Source organism: Bradyrhizobium sp. ORS 111 (genome assembly GCF_045571485.1).
Taxonomy (GTDB): Bacteria; Pseudomonadota; Alphaproteobacteria; order Rhizobiales; family Xanthobacteraceae; genus Bradyrhizobium.
In genome coordinates this window covers 3,826,505-3,853,058 of the sequence record NZ_CP120701.1, presented here as the reverse complement: position 1 = coordinate 3,853,058, position 26,554 = coordinate 3,826,505, and the positions used below count along the sequence as shown (strand labels likewise).

Annotated in this window: 25 protein-coding genes; 6 read left to right on the top strand and 19 right to left on the bottom strand. The window is 62.7% G+C overall.

Annotated features, from left to right (window positions below; genetic code table 11):
- Window positions 1-26: 26 nt before the first annotated feature.
- The 10 genes from bamA to dnaE all read right to left on the bottom strand — a co-directional run bounded on the left by bamA (window position 27) and on the right by dnaE (window position 14,056).
- Entirely contained in the window at window positions 27-2,594 is a 2,568-nt protein-coding gene (gene bamA, locus P6U30_RS17955; RefSeq protein WP_407170479.1) for an outer membrane protein assembly factor BamA, read from the bottom strand.
- Between the two features lie 175 nt (window positions 2,595-2,769).
- On the bottom strand, window positions 2,770-3,921 hold the full coding sequence (rseP, locus tag P6U30_RS17950) for an RIP metalloprotease RseP (protein WP_407170209.1): 1,152 nt from the start codon (window positions 3,919-3,921) through the stop codon (window positions 2,770-2,772).
- Between the two features lie 43 nt (window positions 3,922-3,964).
- Window positions 3,965-5,188 carry a 1-deoxy-D-xylulose-5-phosphate reductoisomerase gene (gene dxr / locus P6U30_RS17945; RefSeq protein ID WP_407170208.1) on the bottom strand — a complete coding sequence of 408 codons (1,224 nt, stop codon included), beginning with the start codon at window positions 5,186-5,188 and terminating at the stop codon, window positions 3,965-3,967.
- Between the two features lie 4 nt (window positions 5,189-5,192).
- Window positions 5,193-6,041: a phosphatidate cytidylyltransferase gene (locus P6U30_RS17940; protein WP_407170207.1), complete on the bottom strand. Its 849-nt coding sequence runs from the start codon at window positions 6,039-6,041 to the stop codon at window positions 5,193-5,195.
- Window positions 6,038-6,796 carry an isoprenyl transferase gene (locus P6U30_RS17935; RefSeq protein ID WP_407170206.1) on the bottom strand — a complete coding sequence of 253 codons (759 nt, stop codon included), beginning with the start codon at window positions 6,794-6,796 and terminating at the stop codon, window positions 6,038-6,040. Before P6U30_RS17935 ends, P6U30_RS17940 begins: the two co-directional genes overlap by 4 nt.
- Before the next feature lie 78 nt (window positions 6,797-6,874).
- Window positions 6,875-7,438, bottom strand: a complete 564-nt coding sequence (gene frr, locus P6U30_RS17930) for a ribosome recycling factor (RefSeq protein WP_407152311.1) — start codon at window positions 7,436-7,438, stop codon at window positions 6,875-6,877.
- A 51-nt stretch (window positions 7,439-7,489) separates the two neighbouring features.
- Entirely contained in the window at window positions 7,490-8,206 is a 717-nt protein-coding gene (gene pyrH, locus P6U30_RS17925; protein WP_407152310.1) for a UMP kinase, read from the bottom strand.
- 67 nt (window positions 8,207-8,273) lie between these two features.
- Window positions 8,274-9,197 carry a translation elongation factor Ts gene (gene tsf, locus P6U30_RS17920; RefSeq protein ID WP_407170205.1) on the bottom strand — a complete coding sequence of 308 codons (924 nt, stop codon included), beginning with the start codon at window positions 9,195-9,197 and terminating at the stop codon, window positions 8,274-8,276.
- Between the two features lie 125 nt (window positions 9,198-9,322).
- A complete protein-coding gene (locus P6U30_RS17915) occupies window positions 9,323-10,318 on the bottom strand; it encodes a 30S ribosomal protein S2 (RefSeq protein WP_407170204.1) in 996 nt (331 codons plus the stop codon).
- A gap of 219 nt (window positions 10,319-10,537) precedes the next feature.
- Complete coding sequence (gene dnaE, locus P6U30_RS17910; protein WP_407170203.1) at window positions 10,538-14,056, bottom strand: DNA polymerase III subunit alpha; 3,519 nt, start codon at window positions 14,054-14,056, stop codon at window positions 10,538-10,540.
- A 527-nt stretch (window positions 14,057-14,583) separates the two neighbouring features.
- Between dnaE and P6U30_RS17905 the strand changes: the two genes are divergently transcribed.
- Together P6U30_RS17905 and P6U30_RS17900 are read left to right on the top strand one after the other, a co-directional pair.
- Complete coding sequence (locus P6U30_RS17905) at window positions 14,584-14,997, top strand: hypothetical protein (protein WP_407170202.1); 414 nt, start codon at window positions 14,584-14,586, stop codon at window positions 14,995-14,997.
- A 12-nt stretch (window positions 14,998-15,009) separates the two neighbouring features.
- Window positions 15,010-15,243 (top strand): glycine zipper domain-containing protein, encoded by a 234-nt coding sequence (locus P6U30_RS17900; protein WP_407170201.1) that lies wholly within the window; start codon window positions 15,010-15,012, stop codon window positions 15,241-15,243.
- A 14-nt stretch (window positions 15,244-15,257) separates the two neighbouring features.
- On the opposite strand, the gene P6U30_RS17895 is transcribed toward P6U30_RS17900, so the two are convergent.
- Window positions 15,258-16,289 (bottom strand): IS1 family transposase, encoded by a 1,032-nt coding sequence (locus P6U30_RS17895; protein WP_407170200.1) that lies wholly within the window; start codon window positions 16,287-16,289, stop codon window positions 15,258-15,260.
- 84 nt (window positions 16,290-16,373) lie between these two features.
- On the opposite strand from P6U30_RS17895, the gene P6U30_RS17890 reads away from it, so the two are divergent.
- Together P6U30_RS17890 and P6U30_RS17885 are read left to right on the top strand one after the other, a co-directional pair.
- Window positions 16,374-17,510 carry a helix-turn-helix domain-containing protein gene (locus P6U30_RS17890; RefSeq protein WP_407170199.1) on the top strand — a complete coding sequence of 379 codons (1,137 nt, stop codon included), beginning with the start codon at window positions 16,374-16,376 and terminating at the stop codon, window positions 17,508-17,510.
- Window positions 17,511-17,528: 18 nt separating this feature from the next.
- Window positions 17,529-18,011: a hypothetical protein gene (locus tag P6U30_RS17885; protein WP_407170198.1), complete on the top strand. Its 483-nt coding sequence runs from the start codon at window positions 17,529-17,531 to the stop codon at window positions 18,009-18,011.
- Window positions 18,012-18,219: 208 nt separating this feature from the next.
- Here P6U30_RS17885 and P6U30_RS17880 read toward each other — a convergent pair whose 3' ends face one another.
- Window positions 18,220-18,426: an MJ0042-type zinc finger domain-containing protein gene (locus P6U30_RS17880; protein WP_407170197.1), complete on the bottom strand. Its 207-nt coding sequence runs from the start codon at window positions 18,424-18,426 to the stop codon at window positions 18,220-18,222.
- A 189-nt stretch (window positions 18,427-18,615) separates the two neighbouring features.
- On the bottom strand, window positions 18,616-19,371 hold the full coding sequence (locus P6U30_RS17875) for an outer membrane protein (RefSeq protein ID WP_407152306.1): 756 nt from the start codon (window positions 19,369-19,371) through the stop codon (window positions 18,616-18,618).
- Window positions 19,372-19,664: 293 nt separating this feature from the next.
- Between P6U30_RS17875 and P6U30_RS17870 the strand changes: the two genes are divergently transcribed.
- Together P6U30_RS17870 and P6U30_RS17865 are read left to right on the top strand one after the other, a co-directional pair.
- The gene (locus P6U30_RS17870; protein ID WP_407170196.1) at window positions 19,665-19,958 is read left to right on the top strand and encodes a DUF3551 domain-containing protein; all 294 of its coding nucleotides are present in this window, start codon (window positions 19,665-19,667) and stop codon (window positions 19,956-19,958) included.
- Between the two features lie 118 nt (window positions 19,959-20,076).
- The gene (locus P6U30_RS17865) at window positions 20,077-20,343 is read left to right on the top strand and encodes a DUF3551 domain-containing protein (protein ID WP_407170195.1); all 267 of its coding nucleotides are present in this window, start codon (window positions 20,077-20,079) and stop codon (window positions 20,341-20,343) included.
- A 1-nt stretch (window position 20,344) separates the two neighbouring features.
- Here the strand turns inward: P6U30_RS17865 and P6U30_RS17860 are convergent, their stop codons facing one another.
- From P6U30_RS17860 to P6U30_RS17835, 6 genes are all read right to left on the bottom strand, one after another.
- Entirely contained in the window at window positions 20,345-21,043 is a 699-nt protein-coding gene (locus tag P6U30_RS17860; RefSeq protein WP_407170194.1) for an ABC transporter ATP-binding protein, read from the bottom strand.
- A gap of 8 nt (window positions 21,044-21,051) precedes the next feature.
- Window positions 21,052-22,332 (bottom strand): lipoprotein-releasing ABC transporter permease subunit, encoded by a 1,281-nt coding sequence (locus tag P6U30_RS17855; RefSeq protein ID WP_407170193.1) that lies wholly within the window; start codon window positions 22,330-22,332, stop codon window positions 21,052-21,054.
- Window positions 22,333-22,403: 71 nt separating this feature from the next.
- Entirely contained in the window at window positions 22,404-23,723 is a 1,320-nt protein-coding gene (proS, locus tag P6U30_RS17850; protein WP_407170192.1) for a proline--tRNA ligase, read from the bottom strand.
- Between the two features lie 166 nt (window positions 23,724-23,889).
- A complete protein-coding gene (locus tag P6U30_RS17845) occupies window positions 23,890-25,458 on the bottom strand; it encodes a copper resistance CopC/CopD family protein (RefSeq protein WP_407170191.1) in 1,569 nt (522 codons plus the stop codon).
- A 4-nt stretch (window positions 25,459-25,462) separates the two neighbouring features.
- Window positions 25,463-25,987, bottom strand: coding sequence for a YcnI family protein (locus P6U30_RS17840; protein ID WP_407170190.1), 525 nt, complete (start codon window positions 25,985-25,987; stop codon window positions 25,463-25,465).
- 8 nt (window positions 25,988-25,995) lie between these two features.
- A complete protein-coding gene (locus P6U30_RS17835) occupies window positions 25,996-26,523 on the bottom strand; it encodes a copper chaperone PCu(A)C (protein WP_407170189.1) in 528 nt (175 codons plus the stop codon).
- Window positions 26,524-26,554: the final 31 nt, after the last annotated feature.

Below are 26,554 nucleotides of genomic sequence, written 5' to 3'. Positions count from 1 at the left end.
CGCAGTCCGGCCGGCAAACGACGTCCTTAGAACGTTGTACCACCGCCAAACCGGAATTCTTGCACGCGGTCAAACTGACCCTTGGTGAGCGGTATGGCGTAGTCGAAGCGCAGCGGACCGAACGGCGACTGCCAGATCAAGCCGACACCGACCGAAGTCCGAACCACCTTGCTGTCGTCAAACTGCAAGCCAAGACAGGTTCCCGGAGACGGCGGGTTCTGTGTCGGCTTGACACAGCCGGGCGTGTTGACTTCGCCCGTCGCAGCCCAGGAGGTCGGTCCCTGGTAGTCGTAGAGGCCGCCAGCATCGGCATAAACCGCGCCCTTCAGGCCAACTTCCTTCGGCAGGAACCAGAACGGCATCTGCAGTTCCGCCGACACGCCCCAGTACTTGGTGCCACCAAGCGCGTCCTGGGTGCCGTAGGGATTGATGTCGCGCGGACCGATGCCGTTCGGCGCAAAGCCGCGGACCAGGTTCGGGCCCATCTGGAAGTGATCGAGCATGCGCAGCTCGTTGCTGCCCATCTTGTTCAGAATACCGCCCTGCGCGTGGATCACGCCGACAATATCAGCGACCAGCGGGGTGTAGTACTTCGCATCGATCGCGGTCTTGATGTAGCTGACGTCACCACCGACACCGGCGAAGTCCTGCTTGAAGTCGATCAGGAGGCCGTCGGTCGGGTTCTTGTTGTTGTCGAGGGTGTTGTAGTTCAAGGAGTAGCCGAGCGCCGAGGTCAGCGTCGCGCCACCTGCCAGCTCCTTGCGGACCGGCAGCGAGGCTTCGCCATCGCTGAAGCACCACAGGCCGATGCCCGAGCTGTCGGTGGCGGTCTGACCACCCACCGTCGCCGAGCCGCCCGCGGGGAACCCGTTCGCGAATGCATAGGCCGGGGTCGGATTGAACGCCAACAGGCCGTTGCCCGGGTTGTTGTTACAATTCGCCAGCGTCGACGGCAGCGTGATTTCCTGCCGATAGATCGAGTAGCGGAGCTGCAGCGAGAGGTCTTCACGGAGCTGGAAGCCGAGCCGCGGGCTGAAGCCCAGCGTCTTGGTGCCGTACGAGATGTAGCTGTTGGACAACTGCTGGCGCTGGTACAGGTCGAGACCGAGCGCGACGCGGTAATCGAGCAGATACGGCTCGACGAAGGACAGCGAATAGCCGCGGGCATACTGGCCGTAGGTCACCGATGCCTTCGCGAACAGGCCCCTTCCGAGCAGGTTGCGCTCGGAGACGCTGACTTCGGCCAGCGCACCGTCGGTGGTCGAGTAGCCGCCCGAAACCGAGAAGTCGCCGGTCGACTTCTCCTCGAGATCGACGACGAGGATGACGCGGTCGCTCGAGGATCCAGGCTCGGTGGTGATCTTCACGGTCTTGAAGAAGTCGAGGTTCTTCAGCCGGCGCTCGGCCCGGTCGACCAGCGCGCGGTTGTAGGCGTCGCCTTCGGAAATATCGAACTCACGGCGGATCACGTAGTCGCGCGTGCGGGTGTTGCCGCGGATATTGATGCGCTCGATATAGGTGCGCGGCCCTTCGTCGACTGCGAAGGTGATCGACACGGTGTGATTCTCGAAATTGCGGTCACCGCGCGGCCGGACGATCGCGAAGGCGTAGCCGCGGCGCGATGCCTCGATCTGCATCTCCTCGACCGACTTCTCCAGCGCCTCCGCGTTGTAGAGCGAGCCGACACTGACGCGCGAGAACGAGCTCAGCGAGTTCGGATTGAGGGTTGCGATCGACGACGTGTAGTTCACGGATGCGACGCGATACTGCTGGCCCTCCTCGATCTTGAAGGTAACCAGGAACCCCTTCTTCTCGGGGTCGTACTCGGTCAGCGCCGCCACCACCTGCACGTCGGCATAGCCGTTCTTGAGATAGAACCGGCGCAGCAGGTCGCGGTCCGCCTCGACGCGGTCGGGGTCGTAGACGTCGTTGCCGCCAAGGAAGCTGAGGATGTTCGATTCGCGCGTCTTGATGACGTCGCGCAGGCGCGACGCCGAATAAGCGTTGTTGCCGATGAACTCGATCGAACGAACGCCGGTCTTGACGCCTTCATTGATCTCGAAGACCAGGTCGACGCGGTTGTTCGGCTGCTCGATGATCTCCGGATTCACCCGCACGTCGTAGCGGCCCGAACGGCGATAGATTTCGGCGATTCGCAGCGCATCTGACTGAACCATCGGACGCGAGAACGTGCCACGCGGCTTGGACTGGACTTCGGCGGTGAGCTGCTCGTCCTTGATCTTCTTGTTGCCCTCGAAGGCAACGCGGCCGATCACCGGGTTTTCGACCACGACGACGACGAGACGCCCGCCGCGCTGGTCGATATGGACGTCCTGGAACAGGCCGGTCTCGATCAGCGCCTTCAGGCCGTCATCGATATCGGCCTGGCTCAGCCGACCACCCGGGCCGGCATGGAAGTAGGAGCGGATGGTCTCGACTTCGACGCGCCGGTTCCCCTCCACCGTGATCGCGTTGACATTTTGAGCGGCTGCAGGCGCAGACACAGCAACGGCCGCCAAGGTGGCAGCCACCGGCACGGCGAACATGACCAGGGCAGCGAACAAGCCCCCCCTCACTCGCATTCCAAACATCATGCGCAACGCGCCCTTATCCTTCCGATGCCGGGTCGTTCCCCAACGCCCCGACAGATTCCCAACCTTCTGCCCAGCTTGTAGCCAACTTTGCCATGGGGGCAAACTTACTACCGCAGTGCATTTCCATTTTCGTTCCAAGACGTTGCCCTAGAGCAACGCCTCAAAAAAGCCTACTTCAGGACGCCGCCAGATGCAGGATGTCGTTGTAGGTAGCAAAGACCATCAGCATCAACACCAAACCCAGCCCGATTCGGAACCCCATTTCTTGAGCCCGCTCCGACAATGGGCGGCCGCGGACGGCCTCGACGGCGTAAAACAGAAGGTGCCCGCCATCGAGCAGCGGAACCGGGAACAGATTCAGGAGACCGATCGAGATTGAAAGGACCGCGGCCAGATGGATCAGGGCCGCCACGCCGATGGTAGCGACCTGTCCCGAGATCTGGGCGATCCGAAGCGGCCCGCCGACCTGGTCAGCCGCCTCCCGGCCGGTGAAGATACCGCCGATATAGGCCAGGGTCCGATCAATGACGAACCAGGTTTCCTTGACGCCCAGGCCGAGCGCGGTCACCGGATCGACCTTCTCGGTTACGGCGTCGCCGGGCGCGGTGGCGCGGGTGATGCCCATCACACCCATACGGTGAGTATTGCCGAAGGGATCCTTCACTTCGCGCAGTTCCGGGGTACCGTGGAGCTGCACGGTTGAATTGCCCCGCTTGACCGTAAAGGTCAGCGCGTCGCCGGCATTGACGCTGACGACGCGCTGCATATCGGAGAAGCTGTCGATCTTCGTGCCGTCGATCGCGGTCACGATGTCACCGACCTGGAACCCAGCGGCGGCCGCGGCGCTGTTGGCTTCCACCTTGTCGACCCGTGCCGAGGTGCTCGGCTTGCCGAAGAATGTGAACAGGCAGGTGAAGATCGCAATCGCCAGGATGAAATTCGCAAACGGACCCGCCGCGACGATCGCGGCGCGCCTTCCGACGCTCTTGTGATGGAAGCTGCCTTCTCTCTCCTCCGCCGTCATCGCGGCGAGCGTGGCCGCGGCGGGTGTGGAGGCCTCAGTGTCGTCGCCGAAGAACTTGACATAGCCGCCGAGCGGAACCGCGGAGATCTTCCAACGCGTGCCATGCCGGTCGTTGAAGCCGACGAGCTCCGGACCGAAGCCGAGCGAGAAGGTCAGCACCTTCACGCCCGCCCAGCGCGCAATCAGGAAATGACCCAGTTCGTGAAAGAAAACGACAATCGTCAGGACGAACAGGAAGGGGACGATGTAGCCCACGAGCCCATGGCTCAACGTATTGAAACTATGAAGAAAAAACTCGGGCATTCGTTTCCTCTCGACAAGAGCCGAAAGCTCCGTCTCCAACCCTCTAGGTTGCCTTTAAGGCAATTTGAGGCAATAGGGCGGCAGCTCTATTTCGCGCGTTATGGTCAACGGAAATCGTCTCGTCCGCCGATGCCAGCGGTGCCAGATTCCCTGACCGCATCCAATCGTTGATGGTCGCCTCGACCAGGCGCGCGATCGCACCGAACTTGATCTTGCCCGCGATGAAGGCGGCCACCGCAACCTCGTTGGCAGCATTGAAGACAGTCGTCGCGCCCCGCCCGGTTCGCAGCGCCTCGTAGGCCAGCCGCAGCCCCGGGAAGCGCTCGAAGTCCGGCGCCTCGAAGGTCAACTGGCCGATCTTGGCGAGATCGAGCTTTGCGGACGGTCCGACAATTCGGTCGGGCCATCCCAGGCAATGGGCGATCGGGATGCGCATATCGGGCGTGCCGAGCTGCGCCACCACCGAGCGGTCCGAGAATTCGACCATCCCATGAATGATCGATTGCGGATGCACCAGCACGTCGATCTCGTCGGGCGCCAGTCCGAACAGATAGGACGCTTCGATCACTTCAAGGCCCTTGTTCATCATCGATGCGGAATCGATGGTGATCTTCTGGCCCATACTCCAGTTAGGGTGCTTCAGCGCCTGCTCAAGCGTCGCCTGCTCAATATCGGCGGGAGCCCAGGTGCGGAACGGTCCACCGGACGCGGTGATGATCACCCGCACGAGCTCTTCGCGGTTGCCGGAACTGAGCGCCTGGAACAGCGCGTTATGCTCGGAATCCGCCGGCAGAATGCGCGCCCCGGCCTTCGCCGCGCGTTCCATGAAGAAATCGCCGGCGCAGACGAGGCACTCCTTGTTGGCAAGCGCAACAGTCGCGCCGCGGTCGACGGCTGCAAGCGCGGGCTTCAGTCCGGCGGCGCCGCTGACCGCCGCCATCACCCAATCCGCCGGCCGCGCCGCGGCTTCTATGATTGCGCTCTCCCCGGCCCCGCATTCGATGCGCGTGCCGGCCAGCGCTTCCTTGAGCTCGGACAACCGGGCCGGATCGGCCGTCGCGGCAAAGCGCGCACCGAATTCCTTCGCCAGCTTGGCGAGCCCCTGGACATTGCCATTCGCGGTCAGCGCCTCGACCTGATAGCGGTCCCGAGCCCCGCGCAGGAGATCCATGGTGCTGTCGCCGATCGATCCGGTGGCACCCAGGACGCTCACGGTCCGCACGGCTGACGCCGCGGCCTTGTTGTTACGCAATGGAACTGCGCTCATCTCGTCACCAAACCATAAGACCGCGCCCGACGCCATCTGCGCCGCCGCGAAGAAAGCCGAAAATTGCCGCCACGATGACGGCTGCGACAAATCCGTCCAGGCGGTCCAGGAGGCCGCCATGGCCCGGAATGATGTGGCTCGAATCCTTCACCCCGAACCGCCGTTTCACCGCCGATTCAAAGAGATCACCGAGCTGCGAAACCACCGACAGCGCGGCGCCGAGCAACAGCAGCGGCCCGGTCGTCCCGATCTCGAAGGCGGCGAAACCGCCAGCGACCAACAGGCTCGCCACGAAGCTGCCGATTGCGCCCGCCCAGGTCTTCTTCGGGCTGACCCGCACCCAGAGCTTCGGCCCGCCAATGCTTCGGCCGGCAAAATAACCGCCGATGTCGGTGACCCAAACGACCAGCAGCACGAACATCAGCGCGGCGAAGCCCTTGGCCGGATCGTGGCGGACCAGGATCGCCGCGATCTCGGCGGCCCCTGCATAGATCAGGCCTGCGGTCGCCCAGTTGCGTCGCGTGCCCGAGATCAGCGCCAATGCGACGGCGCCGACGACGAGAACAACCAACGCCGCCTCGCTCCGGCCCACCATCAGGCAAAGGCCGACGAGGAGGAGAACGACGATGCCCGGCGCCACGACGCGAAGCTCGCGCACAAGGCCCGTGATCATCAGCCATTCCACGAACAGCCCGATCGCCGCCAGCGTCACCAGCAGAGACCAGGCGATGCCGCCGACATAGGCCAATGCGATCGCGACCGGTGCCAGCACCAACGCCGCAACCACGCGCATCACGAGATTGCGCGACCCCTGCTCGCCTGGCACTGCCGGCGCGGCTTTTTCCTCGGTCACGAGCCGGTTTTCGCAGCGAGGCCGCCGAACCGGCGCTCGCGTCTGCCGTATTCCGCGATCGCGCTTTCCAGTGCCGCCTTGTCGAAATCCGGCCAGTGAATCGGCACAAACACGAGTTCGCTGTAGGCCGCTTGCCACATCAGGAAATTCGACAGGCGTTGCTCGCCGCTGGTCCGGATGATCAGATCGGGATCGGGAATATCGGGCGCATCGAGATATTTGCCGAGCGTATCGGCATCGATCGTCTCAGCCTCGCGCTTACCCTCGGCGACTTCGCGCGCCAGGCGCCGCGCGGCGGATGCGATCTCGGCCCGAGAGCCGTAATTGAAGGCGACGACGAGGTTGAGCTTGGTGTTGGCCCTGGTCAGCTCTTCGGCCTCGTTGAGCAGCGAGCAGATGTCGGGATCGAGCCCGTCGCGCTCGCCGATCACGCGCACCCTCACCCCGTCGCGATGCAAGGTCGCCAGATCATTGCGGATGAAGCGGCGCAGCAGGCCGAACAGATCGCCGATCTCGGTCGCTGGCCGCGACCAGTTCTCCGAGCTGAACGAGAAGATCGTCAAATAGAGGATACCGAGTTCATGCGCCGCGCGCACGACGCGGCGCAGCGCCTCAACGCCGCGACGATGGCCCTCGGCGCGCGGCAGGCCGCGCGCGGCAGCCCAGCGCCCATTGCCATCCATGATGACAGCCACATGCAACGGACCGCCCGAGCGATCCGGTACGTCAGTTGCTGGGGCGGTGGCTTTGGACATCGGCTGTTTTCCGTAGCGTCCTCAGGCGAACCTCGATACCGGCCCGCATGAAGACAACGCGTCAAATCAAGGATCGCGTCAAACCGTCAGGATTTCCTTTTCCTTGGCGGCAAGGAGCTGATCGATTTCGGCGATTACGCCGTCGGTCGCCTTCTGCACGTCGTTCGACAAGCGCTCTTGATCGTCCTCGGAGATCTCGTGATTCTTCTCGAGCTTCTTGATGATATCCAGACCGTCGCGGCGCACGTGGCGCACGGCGACCTTCGCCTGCTCGGCGTATTTGTGCGCGACCTTGACGAGTTCCTTGCGGCGCTCCGCGTTGAGTTCGGGAATCCGCAACCGCAGGACCTGCCCCTCGGTCGCCGGCGACAGGCCAAGGTTGGAATCGACAATCGCCTTCTCCACCGCCTTCACCATCGACTTGTCCCAGACCTGCACCGAGAGCAGCCGCGGCTCGGGCACGCTGATGGTCGCAACCTGGTTGAGCGGCATATGCGAGCCATAGGCTTCGACCTGGACCGGCTCCAGCATGGAAGCCGCAGCCCGACCGGTGCGCAGACCACCGAGCTCGTGCTTGAGCGACTGCGTGGCGCCCTGCATCCGGCGCTTCACTTCGTTGATGTCAAAACCTGGTGCGGCCATGACGTTCTCCCTTCTCAAGAAACCGGTTATCGACGCCAGGTGGCGCTGCAATCAGCCGGCGACGACCGTGCCGTGTCCGGTACCGCGCAGAATCGCACCGATCGAACCGGGCTCTGCAATCGAGAACACGATGATAGGCAGCGACGTCTCGCGGGCAAGCGCGAAAGCGGTCGCATCCATGACCTTGTAGCCGCCCTCGATCGCCTGGGAATGGGTCAGGCGGTCGAAACGCTTGGCTTTGGGATCCTTCTTCGGATCGGCGCTGTAGACGCCGTCGACATTGGTGGCCTTGAGAACCGCCTCCGCGCCGATCTCGGCCGCCCGCAGCACGGCGGTGGTATCGGTTGTGAAGAACGGATTGCCGGTTCCACCACCGAGCAGCACGATCCGGCCCTCGCTGAGATATTTGTGCGTCGCACTGCGGGTGAACAGCTCGGAGATCTCCGGCATCACGAACGCCGACAGCGTCCGCGCCGGCGTGCCCTTGCGCTCGATGGCGGCCTCGAGCGCGAGGCAGTTCATCATCGTGGCGAGCATGCCCATGGTGTCGCCGGTCGGCCGGGACACGCCGCGCGAGGATACCTCCACGCCGCGGACGATGTTGCCACCGCCGATGACCACCGCGACCTCGACGCCGAGCTGGCGGGCCGCGATCAGGTCGTCGGCGACGCGATCGACGGTCGGCTGATCGATACCGAAAGCCTGGGAGCCGGCCAGATATTCGCCGGACAGCTTGACCACCACGCGACGATAGACCGGCTCAGCCATGATGCGATCGCTTCCTTGTCCCGCGCAGGCAGGCTTCCGGCACAGACCGGAAGCCTGATGTCAGCGGTTACTTCTTGCCGCTGGCGGCCGCGACTTCGGCAGCGAAATCGCTTTCCTGCTTTTCGATTCCCTCGCCGAGAGCATAGTTCACAAAGCCGGTGATTTTGATCGGTCCGCCGACCTTACCCTCAGCTTCCTTCACCGCCTGGGCAACGGACTTGCCGCTGTCGTGGATAAAGGCCTGATCGAGCAGGCAGACTTCCTTGTAGTAGGTCTTCAGGCCGGAATCGACGATCTTCTCGATGACGTTCTCCGGCTTACCCTGCTGGCGGTACTTGTCGGCGAGCACGTCCTTCTCGCGCTTGACGGTCTCGGGATCGAGCCCGGCCGGATCGAGCGCCAGCGGCTTTGCCGCAGCCACATGCATCGCAAGCTGGCGGCCGAGCACCGCGAGTTCGTCGGCCTTGCCGGCGGACTCCAGCGCCACGATCACACCGATCTTGCCGGCGCCGTCGACGACGGCGTTATGGACGTAGCTCGACACCACACCCTTGCTCACCTCGAGCGAAGCGGCGCGGCGCAGCGTCATGTTCTCGCCGATGGTCGCGATCGCGTCCGAGATCGCGGTCTCGACAGTGACATCGCCGACCTTGGCGGCCTTGATCTTGTCGACGTCGGCGCCGCTGTGGAGCGCGACCTGCGCGATCATCTTCACGAGGCCCTGGAACTGCTCGTTGCGGGCGACGAAGTCGGTCTCCGAGTTGACCTCGACCAGCACGCCCTTGGTGCCCGACGTCAGCGCACCGATCAGACCTTCAGCCGCGACGCGACCGGCCTTCTTGGCGGCCTTGGACAGACCCTTCTTGCGCAGCCAATCCTGTGCAGCCTGCATGTCGCCACCGGTCTCGGTCAGCGCCGCCTTGCAATCCATCATGCCCGCGCCGGTCGACTCGCGGAGATCCTTGACCATCGCTGCTGTGATCGTTGCCATTGTTCAATGTCCTTCTTGCCTGTGGAGAAACCGCGGCGCCCGGTGGCACCGCTGTCAGCGACAGGGAAATCGTTGTTCGTGGAATAGAGGCTGCGGCCGGGACCAGCCCGGCCGCGCCGTAACCGTTATTCCGCTTCGGCGAGCGTCTTGGCCTGCGCGACCCAGGCGTCGGCACGGCTCGGAAGACCGACTTCTTCGCCGATCTTGTGTGCGGTGTCGTGGTCGAGCTCGGCGAGCTGCCAGTAGTGGAAGACACCGAGGTCGTTGAGCTTCTTCTCGATCGCACCGGACACGCCGGTGAGCTTCTTGAGGTTGTCGGCGGTGCCGCGCGGACCGGCCAGGCCCTGGAAGCCCGCGGTGCCCGCCGCAGACGGGATCTCTTCCTGCACCGGCTCGGCCGATGCGCCGACATCGATCCCGGAGTCGCCCTGCGCACGCGAGATGCCGTCGATGGCAGCGCGCGCGACAAGGTCGCAGTACAGCGAGATCGCGCGGCCCGCGTCGTCATTACCTGGCACCACATAGGTGATGCCCTTCGGATCGGAATTGGTGTCGACGATCGCGGCGACCGGAATGTTGAGCCGCTGAGCTTCCTGGATCGCGATGTCTTCCTTGTTGGTGTCGATCACGAAGATCATGTCGGGCAGACCGCCCATGTCCTTGATGCCGCCGAGCGAACGGTCGAGCTTGTCGCGCTCGCGCTGCAGCGTCAGCCGCTCCTTCTTGGTGTAGGAGTTGGCTTCGCCTGACGACAGCACCTCATCGAGGTGACGCAGCCGCTTGATCGAGGCGGAGATCGTCTTCCAGTTGGTCAGCGTGCCACCGAGCCAGCGCGAATTGACGAAGTACTGGGCCGAACGCTTCGCCGCATCGGCGACGCCGTCCTGGGCCTGGCGCTTGGTGCCGACGAACAGGATGCGGCCGCCCTTGGCGACCGTGTCGCTCACGGCCTGCAGCGCGCGATGCAGCATCGGCACGGTCTGCGCGAGATCGATGATGTGGATGTTGTTGCGGGCGCCGAAGATGTAATCGGCCATCTTCGGGTTCCAGCGGTGAGACTGGTGGCCAAAGTGAACGCCAGCTTCCAAGAGCTGACGCATATTGAATTCAGGCAGCGCCATAGATCTAATTCTCCGGTTGGTTCCTCCGGAAACGTGTGAGCAAACGCGCCTGGACTGGCCCGGTTGCCACCGGACGGCCTTTGAGAGCCATGTTTCCGTGTGAGATGGCGCGCTATATAGCGCGATTTGCGCCAGAAGCAAGGAAATATGCCCGGCCAAGCCGCCCCGAAGGGCCGGATTCGGCCGGAAAGGCCCCTATTCGACCGGTCCGCGGCCCATTTACAGCGTTTGCACGTCGACCACACCGGCCACGGCCTTGATCGCTCCGGCGATCTGCGGCGAGACCTTGTAGCGGCCGGGCAGCTTCATCTCCACCTCCGTTTCGAGGTCGAGCATCATCACCAGCGAAACGTCGCCATCGGCGCCGGCCGCGGGCGGCGCTGCCGGCGCCGGCTTTGCCGCGACCGCCTTTCCGGCGCCCGGCGTGGCGGGAGCCGCTTCCGGCATGTTGAGCCGGCGGGCGATCGAATCGAGTGGCTTGGTGTCGCGGACGAAAATGCGCAGACCCTTCTGCGTCTTGGCCGCGGCGTGATCCAGCGGTTCGGCGTGCAGCACCCTCGCCCGTACGTCCTCGCCCTGCAGTTCGGCGCCCAGTTGCAGCAGCACCGCAGCGCCGGGCTCGAGCACATCGCGATATTGCGCGAGCCCCTCCGAAAACAGCACCGCCTCGAAATGGCCGGTCGGGTCCGACAGGCCCATGATGCCCATCTTGTTGCCGGTCTTGGTGCGGCGCTCCATGCGCGACACCACGGTCGCCGCCACCTTGCCCGCGGTCGCGCCGGTTTTGACCGCGCGCGAGAACTCGGCCCAGGACTGCACGCGAAGCCGCTTCAAGGCGGTCGCGTAATCGTCGAGCGGATGACCCGACAGGAAGAAGCCGATCGCATCATATTCGCGGCGCAGCCGGTCCGCCGGCAGCCACGGCTCGACCTGAGGCAGAATGATGCTCGGCGCATCCGCCGCGCCGCCGAACATATCGTTTTGTCCCGATGTCGCGGCCTCGTGGGCGCGCTGGCAGGCGGCGAGGATCGCGTCCGCGCCGGCGAACACCCTGGCGCGATTCGGCTCGAGCGTGTCGAAGGCGCCCGCAGCCGCGAGGCTCTCGATGATCCGCTTGTTGATCGCACGCGGAGACACCCGCGCGGCGAAATCGGCCAGCGAGGTGAACGCGCCCTTCTTGCGTTCCTCCACGATCTGCTCGACCGCCTGCAGCCCGACGCCCTTCAGCGCGGCGAGCGCGTAGTAGATCGTCTTGTCGCCGACCTCGAAGGTCGCACCCGACCGATTGATATTGGGCGCCTCGACCTTGATGCCGAGACGCTGCGCCTCGGAACGAAATTCCGAGAGCTTGTCGGTGTTGTTCAGTTCGAGCGTCATCGACGCTGCCAGAAACTCGACCGGGTAATGCGCCTTCATGTAGGCGGTGTGGTACGACACCAGCGCATAGGCCGCCGCGTGGCTCTTGTTGAAGCCGTAGTCGGCGAACTTGGCGAGCAGCTCGAAGATCGTCTCCGCCTGCGCCTTCGGCACGTTGTTCTTCATCGCGCCGGCGACAAAGATATCGCGCTGCTTGTCCATCTCGGCGCGGATCTTCTTGCCCATCGCGCGGCGCAGCAGGTCGGCCTGGCCGAGCGAATAGCCCGCCATCTGCTGCGCGATCTGCATCACCTGCTCCTGGTAGATGATGACGCCGAACGTCTCCTTCAGGATCGGCTCCAGGATCGGGTGCAGATATTCCGGCTCCTCGTCGCCGTGCTTGCGCGCGCAGTAGGTCGGGATGTTCGCCATCGGACCCGGACGGTATAGCGCCACCAGCGCGATGATGTCCTCGAACCGGTCCGGCCGCATGTCGATCAGCGCGCGCCGCATGCCCTGGCTTTCCACCTGGAACACGCCGACCACGTCGCCCCGCGCCAACATCTGGTAACTCGCCGCGTCGTCGATCGGCAGGGTCGCGAGATCGACATGGATGTCGCGCTGCTTGAGCAGTTTCACTGCGACGTCGAGCACGGTCAGGGTCTTCAGCCCGAGGAAGTCGAACTTCACCAGCCCCGCCGGCTCGACCCACTTCATGTTGAACTGGGTGACCGGCATGTCGGATTTCGGATCGCGATAGAGCGGCACCAGCTCGCTGAGCGGCCGATCGCCGATGACGATACCGGCTGCGTGAGTCGAGGCATGGCGGGTCAGGCCCTCGAGCCGTTGCGCAATGTCGAAGGCGCGCGCCACGACCGGATCCTCGTCGCGGAACGCCTGCAGCTTGGGCTCGCCTTCGATCGCCTGCGCCAGCGTGACCGGAGCCGCGGGGTTCTGCGGCACCAGCTTGGTCAGCTTGTCGACTTGGCCGTACGGCATCTGCAGCACGCGCCCGACGTCGCGCAGCACGCCGCGCGCCTGCAGCGTACCGAAGGTGATGATCTGCGCGACCTGATCGCGGCCGTAACGCTCTTGCACGTACTGGATCACCTCGCCGCGGCGATCCTGGCAGAAGTCGATGTCGAAGTCCGGCATCGAGACGCGTTCAGGATTGAGGAAGCGCTCGAACAGCAGCGCGAAGCGCATCGGATCGAGGTCGGTGATGGTCAGCACCCAGGCGACCAGCGAACCTGCGCCGGAGCCGCGGCCCGGCCCGACCGGAATGCCCTGCGCCTTGGCCCATTTGATGAAGTCGGACACGATCAGGAAGTAGCCCGCATATTTCATGCGGGTGATGACGTCGAGCTCGAAAGCGAGCCGCTTGCTGTAATCCAGCTCCGTCATTCCGGGCGAGAGGCCATGCACTTTCAAGCGCTTCGCGAGCCCTTCCTCGGCTTGTCGCTTCAGCTCGGCCGCCTCGTCGGCAGCGGCATCCGAGCTCTGCGCGGCACCGACGGTGAAGAACGGCAGGATCGGCTTGCGTGTCTTCGGCCGGAACGAGCAGCGTTCGGCAATCTCCACGGTCGATGCCAGCGCCTCCGGAATGTCGGCGAACAGCACCGCCATTTCCGCACGGGTCTTGAAGCGGTGATCGGGCGTGAGCTGCACGCGATCGGTTTCGGCGATCAGATGACCGCCGGCGATGCACAGCAGGGCATCATGTGACTCGTAGTCGTCGGTGGTCGCGAAATACGGTTCGTTGGTCGCGACCAGCGGCAGGCCTTTGCCATAGGCGAGATCGATCAGGCCGCCCTCGGTGCGGCGCTCCTTGTCCACGCCGTGGCGCTGCAACTCGACATAGAGCCGGTCGCCAAACAGGCTGGCCAGACGATCGCAGCGGCTGGCCGCCAGCGCAGCCTGATCGGCGCCGAGCGCCAGCGCAATCGGCCCGTCGGGGCCGCCGGTCAGCGCAATCAGGTCTTCGGCATCGTCTGTGAGCCAGTCGAACTTGATGTGCGGGGTCTGGTTGACGGGCGTCTCGAGAAACGCCCGCGAGTTCAGCCGCATCAGGCTGCGATAGCCGCGCTCACGCGCCGCCAGCAGGACGATTCGCGCGGGCCCCGCCGCCAGCACGCTGCGTGCATTGGGATCGACATCGCCGAAATCCACCGCAAGTTCGCAGCCCACGATCGGCTGAATGCCGTAGCCGGCCATCTTGTCGGAGAATTCCAGCGCCCCGAACATATTGTCGGTGTCGGTCAGCGCCAGCGCCGGCTGGCGGTCGGCCTTCGCTAGCTCGCCGAGCTTGGCGATCTTGATCGCGCCCTTCAGCAGCGAATAGGCCGAATGAACGTGAAGATGAACGAATCCGGCATTCGACATGGCTGCTCAGGGATCACTGCGTCGGGGATGAGGCGAAGCGTCGGCCCGAGCGCCTGGATACGTCAGGCCCGACTCGCTGCGCCATGGTGACGCTTGCGTTCAGCCAAGTCCACGCGGAACGCCGCATGGAGGCCCCTCCTCCTGCTTTTCCCCAGGGGTGCCCTATGCCGCTGTTCTTGTTCGCCCATTTCAGAACTGGGTGAAGAGCTGGGCCCACACGGCGATCATTCCGACAAACAGCGTGATCGATGCCAGCGCCGCCGCCTCTTCCACGAAAATCTTCAACATGGCCGCCCTCCGTGAACTGGAACGTATGAAGAACATTGTTCCTTTTTTGTTCTCGGAGTCAAGCGAGGGTAGTGGGTCAGTTTGAAAACTGACCCCGAAATAAAGCCCTTGGTTAATCGTGGCGGGAGGCGGCAGTAGTGGTCAGTAGAAATACAGACTCGCCTTTTAAGCAGTCCATTTCTGATTGACTACTCTAAGCTGAGGCTCAATCATTCCCCGACCTGGCAGGAGGGGGAGTCGTGCTTTGGAGGAATCCTAAAGACTGGAAATGGAAATGGTTGAGCTGGCAGGTACTGGCGCCATTACTTGGACCGATTGTTGTCTCTTTCTTGGTTGCCCTGCTTTGGGAGTCCGGTCAGCCAAGCTTCCATATGAATATGAAAGTAATTGTCGACGTAACACCATGGGCTTTAACATTTTTTACTATGGCTTTGATTGGAAGCGGATTTAATGACCTTTGGAGTGATCTAGCTCAAAGACAGGCAACCGCAGCCTTCCTAGTGGTGGACGCTGTAGCGGTGCTTATATACGCTTCCTTCATCGTGATATGGCGTCATAACGACAAGTTCGAGCCAGGAACCAATGTCTACGTACTAACTCTGATCCTCTTAGGAGCATCAATTTTGGTATGTCACGAAGCGGCGAAGGTTTAAACGGAGAGCGCAATGGCCGAAAACAATGACCTCAAGAATGAGAGCGTTGGTGCTGGTGCCGCTGGCGGGGCCGCGCTTGGTGCTGCGATCGCTACCGTTGTCGTGTCGTCAACCGTGCTTTCTCCCCTAGTTGGGGCAGTAGTCGGCGCGGGACTTGGATCTGTGATCGGCAGATCGATTTACCAACACCAGACTCACGAAACTCCGGGCGGCACATCAACAACCGACGGGAAGTCAGCAGTTTGAAGCGAACGGCCGCCCTAGTTGGCGGCCTTTCTGTTTCGGTTCTCCAATAACCAGTCTTGCGATTTATCCCTGACCCATTCCAGCGCTTCATGCTCGCTATGGAAACCAAAGATGCTGTCCACCTCCCCGCCGCGCCAAAGCACGCTCACGGAATGTCCCTTGCCGATGGCGTACTGGCGGACGACGAACTGATACTCAGGCTTGAAGTTCGCCAGCTCCCATTGCTCCAGCATGACGACAAGGTCTTCCATCTCCCAAAGCTTATCAGTCACGCCAGCAGCCATCGCAGGCGTCACCTTGAGCGTCTGATGGATGCGCACGAAGTTGTAATACATCGTATGCAGCGCAATCGCTGCGGCGTGGTTCTCAACCTTCTTTGAAAAGGCATTCGTCAATCGCGTGAACCGGCGCATGTGCATGCGCATGGTGAGGTTGCTACGCTCAGCGTAGGACGTGCTGATGTGCTTCGGATCAGAATTGCCGATCTTCGGCTTCTTATCAGCACCAAGGCACTTGGCCGGGCTGTAGCGGACTTCCGCCTGCGGATCGCTGCCGTAAATCTTGATGAGCATCGCATAGTCAACCTGATCCGCGAACGCTGCCTCAACGGCGCACAGGTACGGCCTGTGACCGTCGCTCGTAAGCTGGACGCGATTGGCTAGCCGGCTCTCCAGATCATGGACGAACGTCAGAGCGGCGTCCTGATCGCGAGCGCCAAGCAACCAGCTCACAATCAGCTTTGTGTCGGCGCAGATCGCAGTCCACGTCCAAACGTCGCCAGCGGCCTCCGGAGCGGCCTTGGCCTTCTCCACGTTCGCGGCCTTGGCGTAAACGAACGACCAGATTTCGTCCATCTGGACGCGCCTGCACGGCAGGTTCCGCAGCGCCTTGTCCTGATAGGCGGCGCAGGCGTGACCGGCCTCAACCAGTAACTTCGCAACAGTGTTTTTGCTGCACCCCGTCAGCCGGGTGACGGCGCGGATCGACCGCCCCTCGCAAAGGGGATGGAGGATTTGGGCGCGGGTCTTTCGATCCAGCTTGTTCATGAGGGGATATTACCCCTGCTGGAACTTTAGTCAAGCATAAAAGGTCAGTTTGCGATTTTTCGCAATTCGGCATAGTGTAGCTATATGAGTCCTGATCCCAAGAATTTCCGCTCCCCCGGCCAGTTCCTCCAGTCGCTGTTGATCCATCGTGGCTGGACCCAGCGGACCCTATCGGTCGTGCTCGATATTGGCGAAACGACCGTCAATAAGATCGCCAGCAACAAGCAGCCGATTGACGCCGACTTAGCCTTGATCCTTGAAGAGGTTTTTAGGGTTCCAGCGGAGCAATTTCTGACGCTCCAAAAGGACTTCGATCTCGCGCAGGCACGGATCATTGCGAACCCGGACCCGGCCCGCGCGGTCCGCGCCATGCTTCTCGGCGATCTTCCTGTTGCCGAAATGATTAAGCGCGGCTGGATTGCCGCCGAGAATGTCAGAGACACCAAAAACGTTGAGGCCGGATTGATCCAATTCTTTGGAGTGAACCGGCTCGACGACATTGAAATACTGCCTCACGCTGCGAAGAAAACCGAAGTCAATACGCCCGCGACGCCGGCGCAACTAGCTTGGCTGTATCGGGTTAAGCAGATTGCAAGCGACATGCTCGTCGCGCCCTACTCACCGCAGGCGCTCGTTGCAGCTCTCGGCAAATTGCGAAAATCAATGATCGCGGCTGAAGAGATAGCGCGTGTACCCCGCATCATGATGGAGTGCGGCGTAAGGTTCGTGATTGTCGAGTCGCTCGCCTCGGCAAAGATCGACGGCGTTTGCTTTTGGCTGAATGAACGGTCTCCGGTCATCGCCATGTCACTACGCTATGACCGCATCGACAATTTTTGGTTCGTCCTTCGACATGAGATCGAGCATGTCCTCCAGATGCACGGCACAATGATTGATGCCGAACTGGAAGGTGAGCGCGCCGGCACAGGCGAAGGCGTTGCCGAGGAAGAGCGAGTTGCGAACGCCGCAGCACAGGAGTTCTGCGTTCCAGCGAAATACATGCACGATTTTGTAGTCCGGAAAGCCCCGTTCTTTGCTGAGCGAGACCTAGTTGCCTTTGCACGCATATTGAAAGTCCACCCCGGCATTGTAGCCGGGCAACTCCAACGTAAGACGGGCAGATATGATCGCTTTCGCGATCATCTCGTCAAAGTCCGCTCCATCATCTCGCCGAACGCAATCAAAGACGGCTGGGGCGATGTCGCCCCTGTTGGCATCTAACGAGACGGACAGGACACTATGAGCAAGAGACAAGAACGTCAGCGTTTTCTCCGCCACTACAAAGAGGTGACGGGCGAACAAGAAATCGACATGCACAAGGTAGCTGCATTCGCCAAGAGCCACGGATGGAAAATGCCTACGCCTCCATCCGACGTGGACATGTTGGCAAAGCTGTTCGCCGACGACGCGCAGGCTGAGCGCAAATACGACAAGCAGACGGGTAAGCCCTACCGCGTCTACCAGGCTATCCCGGTTAGAAGTGGCCAACTGAATCTGTTCGTCTATGTCGATACGGACGAAGCGACCCGCTCACAGATGATGAAATCAACCAATCATCGTCGAGAGCAGATCGTGACTGATGCTTATTCGCTGACGCTCGATCTGGATCACTGGCACAGCATCAATCCCAGCGAGGAGCAGATCGAGCTTCCGCTCGACTTGACGTTTGACGTCGAGCTTCGCAAGGCCGCAGATGACGAAAGTTCAGACGAAACAGGCTAGCTTTTCGTCCAACGAGCCTCTGCCGCCGCCCTTGCAATCTCGGCGCGTTGCTCCGGGGTAAGGGCGGCAGAGCGCGCTGGACCGCCCTTGCGCCCTCCAGCCTTGGCTCGCTTCGTCAGCCCGCTCTCCGGGGCTGATTCGACGTTTCCGGTGGCGTTGTCGATTATCGCCTTGGCGAGCTGGTTGGGGTCTCTGGGGCGCTTTGGCGTCATGCAGGCCGCCCATCCGCTCGCGTCTTTAGCTTGAAGCTGGGGACTGACGTGCTGTTCCAACTCGCCAGTTCCTTTCCGCATTCGACACAGGGTGCGTCGTCGCGATCCTTAGCCGGAAGCCGCCTGATCGTGACCGCGTATATTGCACCGCAATGAGGGCAAGCATGGTCCTCTCCGGGACCGGTTTTCCAAGTCTGTACCATGCCGCCAATATGCGACGTTGACCGTCAACGTACCAGTGGGCAACCCCGCCACAATTAAACTGGCCCACGACCCAAGCGCGCGCGGGCGGACCGTCCTGCGATCGAGACGGATGGTTAATCCGTCACGCCAATAAAAAAGCCCCGGGCCAAGGCCCGGGGCTTTCGATGTCGCTTGAGTTAAGCGAGCGATCAGTAGCGCGGAACGACCGGGCCACCGAACTTGTAGTTCAGGCGGACCGTGACGAGATCGACATCCTGCTTGATGTCGTCGTTGCGGCTGTTGAGGCCGGTCGGGGTGACCAGCGTGTAGTTGTTGTTGCCCATGAACAGGTGATCGTACTCGACAGCAGCCGACCATCCCGGAGCGAACGCCCATTCCAGACCGACGCCGACGGTGCCACCCCAGCGGGTGTCGGACGCGCTGTCGACCAGCGCACCGGCCGTGGTCAGACCTTCGTACTTGCTGTCGGTCACCGCAGCACCGCCCTTCACGTAGAACAGGGTGGTGTTCCAGGCGTAGCCGATCTGACCGGTGAACAGACCGAACGAGTCGATCTTGGTGCGGTTGTTGAGCAGCGCGAAAGCGGCGCTGGCGTTCGAGCCGCTGAAGTCAGCCCAGTTGCCCTGAGCTTCGAGGCCGAACACCCAGCCACCGGCCTGCCAGCGGTAGCCGATCTGACCACCGACCGTGCCGCCGGACGCGTCATGGCTGCCTTCGCCGAACGGCGTCAACGCAACGCCGGCAACCGCCGTGTTGGTCCAGCTATTGTGGCTCGATCCCCAACCGCCGTTGATACCGATGTAGAAGCCGGTCCAGTCATAGACAGAGGCGACCACCGGCGGCGGAGCCTTGGTGTAAGGCCGAGCCGCGAGATCAGCCGCGGAGGCCGGCGCAACCGCGCCGAGCGCGATCAGGCTGGCCGTAACAAGCAAAACCTTCTTCATTTTTTTCCCGTTCCAACTTTTCTACTGGCCCCCAAGGCCTCGGGACATGCTCATATCAGCCTCGTGCGGAATTGCTGTAACTTGGCTGCAACAGGAAGGGCGAAACGACTTTGCTCAAATTGTAAGTTAACGTTGTGTTACAGGCACTTCTTGAACATTTCGCCACACCATCGCCGCACAATTTTCACAATTCAAATCTGCGTGCGCGGTGCGCATGAGAGCGTGTTGACGGGAACCCGCTTGTCCGGTTTGGATCACCGCAACTTTCACGTCATCGCACCAAGGGAATGCCCATGCGCAGACTGATTCTTGCGGCAGCGTCGGTCAGCGCGCTGGTATCGTTCATCGGAACTCCCGCGTACGCGGTTGGCGTCCGCTATCCCTTCTGCATGCAGGGCGATCGATATCCCGGTCTCAGCAACTGCGCCTACGAATCGTATCAGCAGTGCCGGGCGACCGCTGATGGGATCGGGCAGAACTGCATCGCCAACCCCTTCTATGCCGGTGACAGCGACCCCCGCTCCTATCTCAATGTCCCGCCGCGCGAGCGCCGCGAGGGCAATTTCTTCGAGCTGTTCATCCATTGACGCCGGTCGGGTCGTAGCGGCTCGGGAACGTGATTTGACGCCGGGCTGTACCGGACGGACTGCTTCCCGCGAGTTCGATCGGCGCGGCTGCGAACGCCCGATCGGCAGGAGATATCTGATGCGCAGTTTGATTCTGGCGTTGTTTGCCGCAGGCGTCCTCGCAGGCGCGCCGGCGAGTGCGCAAAAATACGATTCGACCTCTCCGGTCTGCAAAACCAATTACCGGTGGGGTGGCGAAGATACCGATTGTGGCTACACATCGATGGAGCAGTGCCGGGCGACGGCCTCCGGCCTTCCAGCGATGTGCTTCAACAATCCTTATTATGCCGGGCCACCCGCCGATCACCTGCGTGAGCCGCTCAGACGGCGCCGGCCTGCGTATTGAGCTAATCGAGCTCGACGACCTGTCCGTTCGACAGCGACACCCGGCGGTCCATCCGGGCCGCCAGATCCATGTTGTGGGTGGCGATCAGCATCGCGACACGCGTCGCCTTCACGAGCTGCATCAGCGCGTTGAAGACGTGATCGGCGGTAACAGGATCGAGGTTGCCGGTCGGCTCATCCGCAAGCAACGCGCGCGGCGCATTGGCAACGGCGCGCGCGATCGCCACCCGCTGCTGCTCGCCGCCGGACAGTTCAGCCGGCCGGTGCGTGATGCGGTCGCCGAGGCCCAGATAACCCAGGATCTCGGTCGCTCGCTTGACCGTCTCGGAGCGTTTGAGGCCGCGGATCATCTGCGGCAGCATGACGTTCTCGAGCGCCGAGAATTCCGGCAGCAACCGGTGCGACTGATAGACGAAGCCGATATCGGTGCGGCGAATCTGGGTGCGGTCGACATCCGACAATTGCGACGTCGGCGTGCCCGCAACATAGACCTCGCCGTCGTCAGGGCTTTCCAGCAGGCCCGCGATGTGCAGCAAGGTCGATTTGCCCGACCCTGACGGCGCCACCAACGCCACCGATTGACCCGGCCACAGCGCGAGCTTCGCGCCGTTCAGAATCGTCAGCGTCGCTTCGCCCTGTTTGTATTCCCGCCTGATCTCGTGGAGATAGATGACCGGTACTTCTTCCGCCCCCTCCGCCATGCGCGCCCTCACTCGTACCGGAGCGCATCGACCGGATCGAGGCGCGCGGCGCGCCACGACGGGTAGAGCGTCGCCAGAAAAGACAGCGTCAGCGCCATGATCACGACGGCCAGCGTTTCGCCGAAATCGACCTCCGCCGGCAGCTTGGAGAGGAAATAGAGCTCTGGCGAGAACAGCTCGGTGTTGGTGAGCCATGACAGGAACTGCCGGATGGATTCGATGTTCAGGCAGATCAGCATGCCGACGAGGAAGCCGGTCAGCGTCCCGACCACGCCGATCGAGGCGCCGGTAATGAGGAAGATGCGCATGACCGAGCCTTGCGAGGCGCCCATGGTGCGTAGGATCGCGATGTCCTGGCCCTTGTCCTTTACCAGCATGATGAGACCCGAGACGATGTTGAGCGCCGCCACCAGTACGATCATGGTCAGGATCAGGAACATCACGTTGCGCTCGACCTGCAGCGCGTTGAAGAAGGTCGAGTTGCGTTGCCGCCAGTCGACCAGGAACACGGGCCGTCCCGCCGCCTCGGTCACCAGCTTGCTGTAGGTGCCGATCTTGTCCGGGTTGGTGGTGAAGACCTCGATCGAAGACACATCGTTGTTGCGGTTGAAATAGGCCTGCGCCTCGGCCAGCGGCATGAACACGAAGGTCGAATCGTATTCCGACATCCCGATCTCGAACACCGCGGCGATCTTGTACGGCTTGATCCGCGGCGTGGTGCCCATCGGCGTCACGGCCCCCTTGGGCGAGACCAGCGTGATGCTGTCTCCGGCATGCAGCGAGAGCTGGTCGGCGAGCCGGCGGCCGATCGCAACCCCCTGCCCCTCGTCAAATCCCTCCAGCGAACCCTGCTTGATGTTCTTGGCGATCGAGGTGAGGTTGTTGAGATCGTCGGCGCGGATGCCGCGGATGAAGACACCGGCCGCGTTGAACGGCGACGAGCCGAGCCCCTGGCCGTCGACGACCGGCGCGGCCAGGCGGATACCCGGGACCTGGCCGATGCGGTCGGCGACATCCTTCCAGTCGGTCAGCGGCGATTCCAGCGGTTGCACGAGGATATGCCCGTTGAGGCCGAGGATCTTGTCCAGCAGTTCCTTGCGGAAGCCGTTCATGACCGCCATCACGACGATCAGCGTGGCGACACCGAGCATGATGCCCAGGAAGGAAAAGCCGGCGATGACCGAAATGAACCCTTCCTTGCGGCGTGCCCGCAGGTAGCGTCCGGACAGCAGCCATTCGAATGGCGCAAATGGCCGGGTACGGACTGGCTCGTTCATGGTCTCATCCATCTGTCGATAATCCCATGATTCGGGGCAAATGTGGCCGCATTACCCTGCGGACGGCGCGAGGTGGATAAACTTTAACCCGCGAGCTTCGCGACCACGTCGGCAGGGCTCATGTTGTCGCGAGAACCGTCGCTGCGACGCTTCACCTCGACCTTGCCATCCGCGAGTCCCTTGGGACCGACGAGGATCTGCCAGGGAATGCCGATCAGATCGGCCGCGGCGAACTTCGCACCGGCCCGCTGATCGGTGTCGTCGTACAGCACGTCGACGCCCTTTGCCGTGAGATCGCGGTAGAGCTGCTCGCAGGCGCCATCCACGGCGGCATCGCCCTGCTTGAGGTTGAGGATCGCGGCGCGGAACGGCGCAACCGCCTCGGGCCATTTGATGCCGGCGTCGTCGTGACAGGCCTCGATGATCGCACCGACGAGACGCGACACGCCCACTCCGTAGGAGCCACCATGGATCGGCACGTCGACGCCATCGGGTCCAGCCACCAGCGCCTTCATGCTGTCGGAATATTTGGTGCCGAAATAGAAGATCTGGCCGACCTCGATGCCGCGGGTGTTCAAGCGCTTGGCTTCGGGCACCTCTCGCTCGAAGCGCGCCGCATCGTGCACGTCCTCCGTCGCCGCATAGACTGAGGTCCACTGCTTGATGATTGGCGTCAGGTCGCCGTCATAATCGACGTCCGCGCCCGGCACCGGCAAATCGAGCACGTCGCGATTGATGTAGACGCCGGACTCGCCGGTCGCCGCGAGCACGATGAATTCATGGCTGAGGTCGCCGCCGATCGGGCCGGTCTCGGCCCGCATCGGGATCGCCTGCAGCCCCATCCGCGCGAAGGTGCGCAAATAGGCCACGAACATCTTGTTGTAGGAGCGGCGCGCACCGGCCTCGTCGAGGTCGAACGAATATGCGTCCTTCATCAGGAACTCGCGGCCGCGCATCACGCCGAACCGCGGCCGCTGCTCGTCGCGGAACTTCCACTGGATATGATAAAGGTTGAGCGGCAGGTTCTTGTACGACTTGACGTAGGTGCGGAAGATCTCCGTGATCATTTCCTCGTTGGTCGGCCCGTACAACAGCTCGCGCTTGTGCCGATCGACGATGCGCAGCATCTCCGGGCCATAGGCGTCGTAACGGCCGCTTTCCCGCCAGAGGTCGGCGAGTTGCAGTGTCGGCATCAAGAGCTCGAGCGCGCCGGCACGATCCTGTTCCTCGCGAACGATCCGCTCGATCTTCTTCAACACCCGGAAGCCGAGCGGCAGCCAGGCATAAATTCCGGCCGCCTCTTGCCGTATCATGCCCGCGCGCAGCATCAAGCGATGCGAGACGATCTCCGCCTCTTTCGGATTTTCTTTCAGGATGGGCAGAAAAAACCGCGACAATCGCATGGGGTTACTCAGAGAATCAGGAAAGCGTCGGAAGAACTGCAGTGAAACCGGATCGGGTGTGAAAACACAAGGCCAGCACTTGCGAAAAACCCGTCAAATCAGGCGATTTTCAGCCATTTGAGCGCATGGCATCCTCCAAACGCAGCCCGTCGCACCGGGGTCGCCTTTACCTCACCTCGAAATCGTCTTCCAGCGTCACTTTCTTGAAGTCGGTCACAAGAGCGTCGATCTGCATGTGCCAGCGGCCCGGGAACGGCAAGGGCACCTTGCGGACGTGCCAGTAGCCATCGGGTCCAAGGGCCGCGCTGTGTTCCATCGGCTCGATGCCGCGCTCGGGCAGGCTGAGCGTCAGCGTCGCCTCCTTGGCGGCAAGACGGCTCGCATCGTCATTCATCAACTGCAACACGAAATCGTTCTGGCCGACCTTGCCCGGTCCGATCAGGACCTGGAACATCGCAGCATCGGCGTGGATATGAACCGCGAGCGGGACATCCTCGGTCGACATCGCGAGCGCGCGCGGCGGCGGCGTGAAGCGCCAGCCCGCCGCGAGCGCGAAAATCGCAAGCGCGAGCACGCACTCCCCCACGACTGATCGCAACAGCGGCTTCGTCTTGCGGCTATCGCGCACAACGGCCGGCGTGAACGCCAACCGGTTCAGCGCGGCCAGCACAAGCAGCAACAGGACCAATCCGAGCTTGAATGCAAGGATGTTGCCGTATCGTGTGTCGATCAGCGCACCAAAACTTTCGAGCTGAACGATTGCGAGCGCGAGTCCCGACAGCGCGATCAACCCGACCACCGGCACCGCAACGTTGGAAAAGCGGCGGAGCGTCTGTGGAAGGCTGTCGTCATTCCGCCGCCACATCATCGCCGCAAGCGGCGCGAGCGCGCCGACCCAATAGGCCAGACCGACGCCATGAATGAAAACCGCCGGCCGCGTCAGCCACTGCGGTGATGCCGTCGCCGCGTGCCCGCTCGTAGCAAGCGTCGCGCCCACGCCAGCCATCGCGACGGCGGTTGCGATCCACGTCGCTGCGCCCGACGGGCGTCGCCAGCCGATCGCGGCGATCAGCATCGCGGCGATCGCAACCAGCATCGAGGGACCAAGGCTGGTGGCGAGCGCGCTGACCCACGGGGCGCGCGTCGCGAGCCCCGTGATCGGCAGGTTCAAGAGATCGATCCCCAGAAGACCGAGCGAGACGATCGCACTGACGAGACCGATGCCGAGCGATCCCAGGATCGCCGCGCTGCCCGTGCGCTTCCGCCCGATCCATGCTGCGAAGAATGCGCCACCGACGCCGACGAACAGCCCGAGATAGACGCCGATCCGCACCAGCCAGATCAGCGGATCGACCGCGCTGTCGCCGGACGGCGCCGCCGAGCCGGTCACGACACCGATCGAGAACAACAGCGAGCCGGCGACAGGATGGCCGTCCTGCGACACCACGCGATAGCTGACCACCTGCGTGCCCTGCGGCAGATCGGCCGGCAGCGTCACCCGTACCGATTGATCGACGGCCTCAATCGCGACGTCGCGCGGCTTGCCAGTGGCATCGAGCAGGCTGACCGCAGTCGGCGCCACCGCCTCGTTGAAGCGCAGTTCCACCGTCTTCGGCGCCACCTCCAGCACGCTGCCGTCTGCCGGCTCCGCGCCGACCAGCACCGCGTGAGCATGGGCCGCGGTCGCAAGACACACTGCGAGCAGCAGCGCGACAAGACGTGCGACCAGCCGCATGGCTTTATGACTTCGGCAGCAGCCTGACGCCGGGTGCCGGCGTCTTGCTGCCTTGGCTGTGGCCATTCCCCGAGCCGTCAGCCGGAATGTCGATCCAGCGGCTGACACCCTCCTCGCATTCCTGGACGACGGGGAAATACAGCGTGGTATTCGGCTTCAAAGTGTCGGTGAGGAACGTCATCATCACGAACTCATCGTAATTCTGGTCCGCGAGCTTGCCGCCGCTCCAGGCGACCTCTTTCACGCCCTCGGAGAACTTCCGTCCGTGATAATCGTACTCGGTCGCATATTTGCCGCTGATCGACTCGACATTCCAGCCGGGTTTCGGCATCGGCTTCACCGCGATCACGCCGTCCGGAATCTGCACGCGGATCTTGACCGTCGCCGAGCCCGCGCAGCCGTGCGGTACGGCGAACACCGCCTTGTAATAAGAGCCGATCGCCGCCTGCTTTCCTTCGAGTGTGATATGTGCGACGGCGGGCGACATCGCGAGCGCCGCGATGGCGCCCGCCAGAAGAACACGTCTCATGTTCGTCCTCACATCTTCTTCATGTCCATGTGACCGGAATGATCGCCATGCCCGGACTTATCACCGCCGCCGGGTGCCTGCGCGCCGACGGCCTGGACATCGAGCGAGACCGTGACCTTGCCGGCCTTCTCGAATTCGAGCGTGACCGGTACCTTGTCGCCCTGCTTCAGTGGGCTCTTTAGGTCGAACATCATCAGGTGGTAGCCGCCGGGTGCGAGCTTGACGGTTTTGCCGGGCTCGATGGTCAGGCCCTTTTCGATCGGGCGCATTTTCATCACACCGTTGTCCATCGCCATCTCGTGGATTTCCATCTTGCCCGCGATGTCGCCGGTGCCGCCGAGCAGGCGGTCGGGCGCGGTCCCCTTGTTCTCGACGGTGAGGTAACCGCCCCCGATCTTCGCGCCGTTCGGGGTGGCACGCGCCCAGGCCTGCGTGATCACGAGATCGCCCGCCTTGATGTCCTCTGCGGACGCAGGCATTGCAACGAATGCCGCGGCGAAGGCTGCGAGAGCGAGGATGCGTGAGAAGGTGTTCATGCTGATTAGTTCCTTGGTTTAGGTTAAATCG

What these genes read in the sequence shown, in the direction of transcription:
- P6U30_RS17855 (WP_407170193.1), bottom strand. Translation starts at nt 22,332, where the DNA reads ATGGATGAGACCATGAACGAGCCAGTCCGTACCCGGCCATTTGCGCCA.
- dxr (WP_407170208.1), bottom strand. Translation starts at nt 5,188, where the DNA reads ATGAGCGCAGTTCCATTGCGTAACAACAAGGCCGCGGCGTCAGCCGTG.
- frr (WP_407152311.1), bottom strand. Translation starts at nt 7,438, where the DNA reads ATGGCCGCACCAGGTTTTGACATCAACGAAGTGAAGCGCCGGATGCAG.
- P6U30_RS17895 (WP_407170200.1), bottom strand. Translation starts at nt 16,289, where the DNA reads ATGAACAAGCTGGATCGAAAGACCCGCGCCCAAATCCTCCATCCCCTT.
- P6U30_RS17900 (WP_407170201.1), top strand. Translation starts at nt 15,010, where the DNA reads ATGGCCGAAAACAATGACCTCAAGAATGAGAGCGTTGGTGCTGGTGCC.
- P6U30_RS17890 (WP_407170199.1), top strand. Translation starts at nt 16,374, where the DNA reads ATGAGTCCTGATCCCAAGAATTTCCGCTCCCCCGGCCAGTTCCTCCAG.
- P6U30_RS17860 (WP_407170194.1), bottom strand. Translation starts at nt 21,043, where the DNA reads ATGGCGGAGGGGGCGGAAGAAGTACCGGTCATCTATCTCCACGAGATC.
- P6U30_RS17915 (WP_407170204.1), bottom strand. Translation starts at nt 10,318, where the DNA reads ATGGCGCTGCCTGAATTCAATATGCGTCAGCTCTTGGAAGCTGGCGTT.
- P6U30_RS17840 (WP_407170190.1), bottom strand. Translation starts at nt 25,987, where the DNA reads ATGAGACGTGTTCTTCTGGCGGGCGCCATCGCGGCGCTCGCGATGTCG.
- P6U30_RS17885 (WP_407170198.1), top strand. Translation starts at nt 17,529, where the DNA reads ATGAGCAAGAGACAAGAACGTCAGCGTTTTCTCCGCCACTACAAAGAG.
- rseP (WP_407170209.1), bottom strand. Translation starts at nt 3,921, where the DNA reads ATGCCCGAGTTTTTTCTTCATAGTTTCAATACGTTGAGCCATGGGCTC.
- P6U30_RS17845 (WP_407170191.1), bottom strand. Translation starts at nt 25,458, where the DNA reads ATGCGGCTGGTCGCACGTCTTGTCGCGCTGCTGCTCGCAGTGTGTCTT.
- bamA (WP_407170479.1), bottom strand. Translation starts at nt 2,594, where the DNA reads ATGATGTTTGGAATGCGAGTGAGGGGGGGCTTGTTCGCTGCCCTGGTC.
- tsf (WP_407170205.1), bottom strand. Translation starts at nt 9,197, where the DNA reads ATGGCAACGATCACAGCAGCGATGGTCAAGGATCTCCGCGAGTCGACC.
- pyrH (WP_407152310.1), bottom strand. Translation starts at nt 8,206, where the DNA reads ATGGCTGAGCCGGTCTATCGTCGCGTGGTGGTCAAGCTGTCCGGCGAA.
- proS (WP_407170192.1), bottom strand. Translation starts at nt 23,723, where the DNA reads ATGCGATTGTCGCGGTTTTTTCTGCCCATCCTGAAAGAAAATCCGAAA.
- P6U30_RS17875 (WP_407152306.1), bottom strand. Translation starts at nt 19,371, where the DNA reads ATGAAGAAGGTTTTGCTTGTTACGGCCAGCCTGATCGCGCTCGGCGCG.
- P6U30_RS17880 (WP_407170197.1), bottom strand. Translation starts at nt 18,426, where the DNA reads ATGGTACAGACTTGGAAAACCGGTCCCGGAGAGGACCATGCTTGCCCT.
- P6U30_RS17935 (WP_407170206.1), bottom strand. Translation starts at nt 6,796, where the DNA reads ATGTCCAAAGCCACCGCCCCAGCAACTGACGTACCGGATCGCTCGGGC.
- dnaE (WP_407170203.1), bottom strand. Translation starts at nt 14,056, where the DNA reads ATGTCGAATGCCGGATTCGTTCATCTTCACGTTCATTCGGCCTATTCG.
- P6U30_RS17835 (WP_407170189.1), bottom strand. Translation starts at nt 26,523, where the DNA reads ATGAACACCTTCTCACGCATCCTCGCTCTCGCAGCCTTCGCCGCGGCA.
- P6U30_RS17865 (WP_407170195.1), top strand. Translation starts at nt 20,077, where the DNA reads ATGCGCAGTTTGATTCTGGCGTTGTTTGCCGCAGGCGTCCTCGCAGGC.
- P6U30_RS17870 (WP_407170196.1), top strand. Translation starts at nt 19,665, where the DNA reads ATGCGCAGACTGATTCTTGCGGCAGCGTCGGTCAGCGCGCTGGTATCG.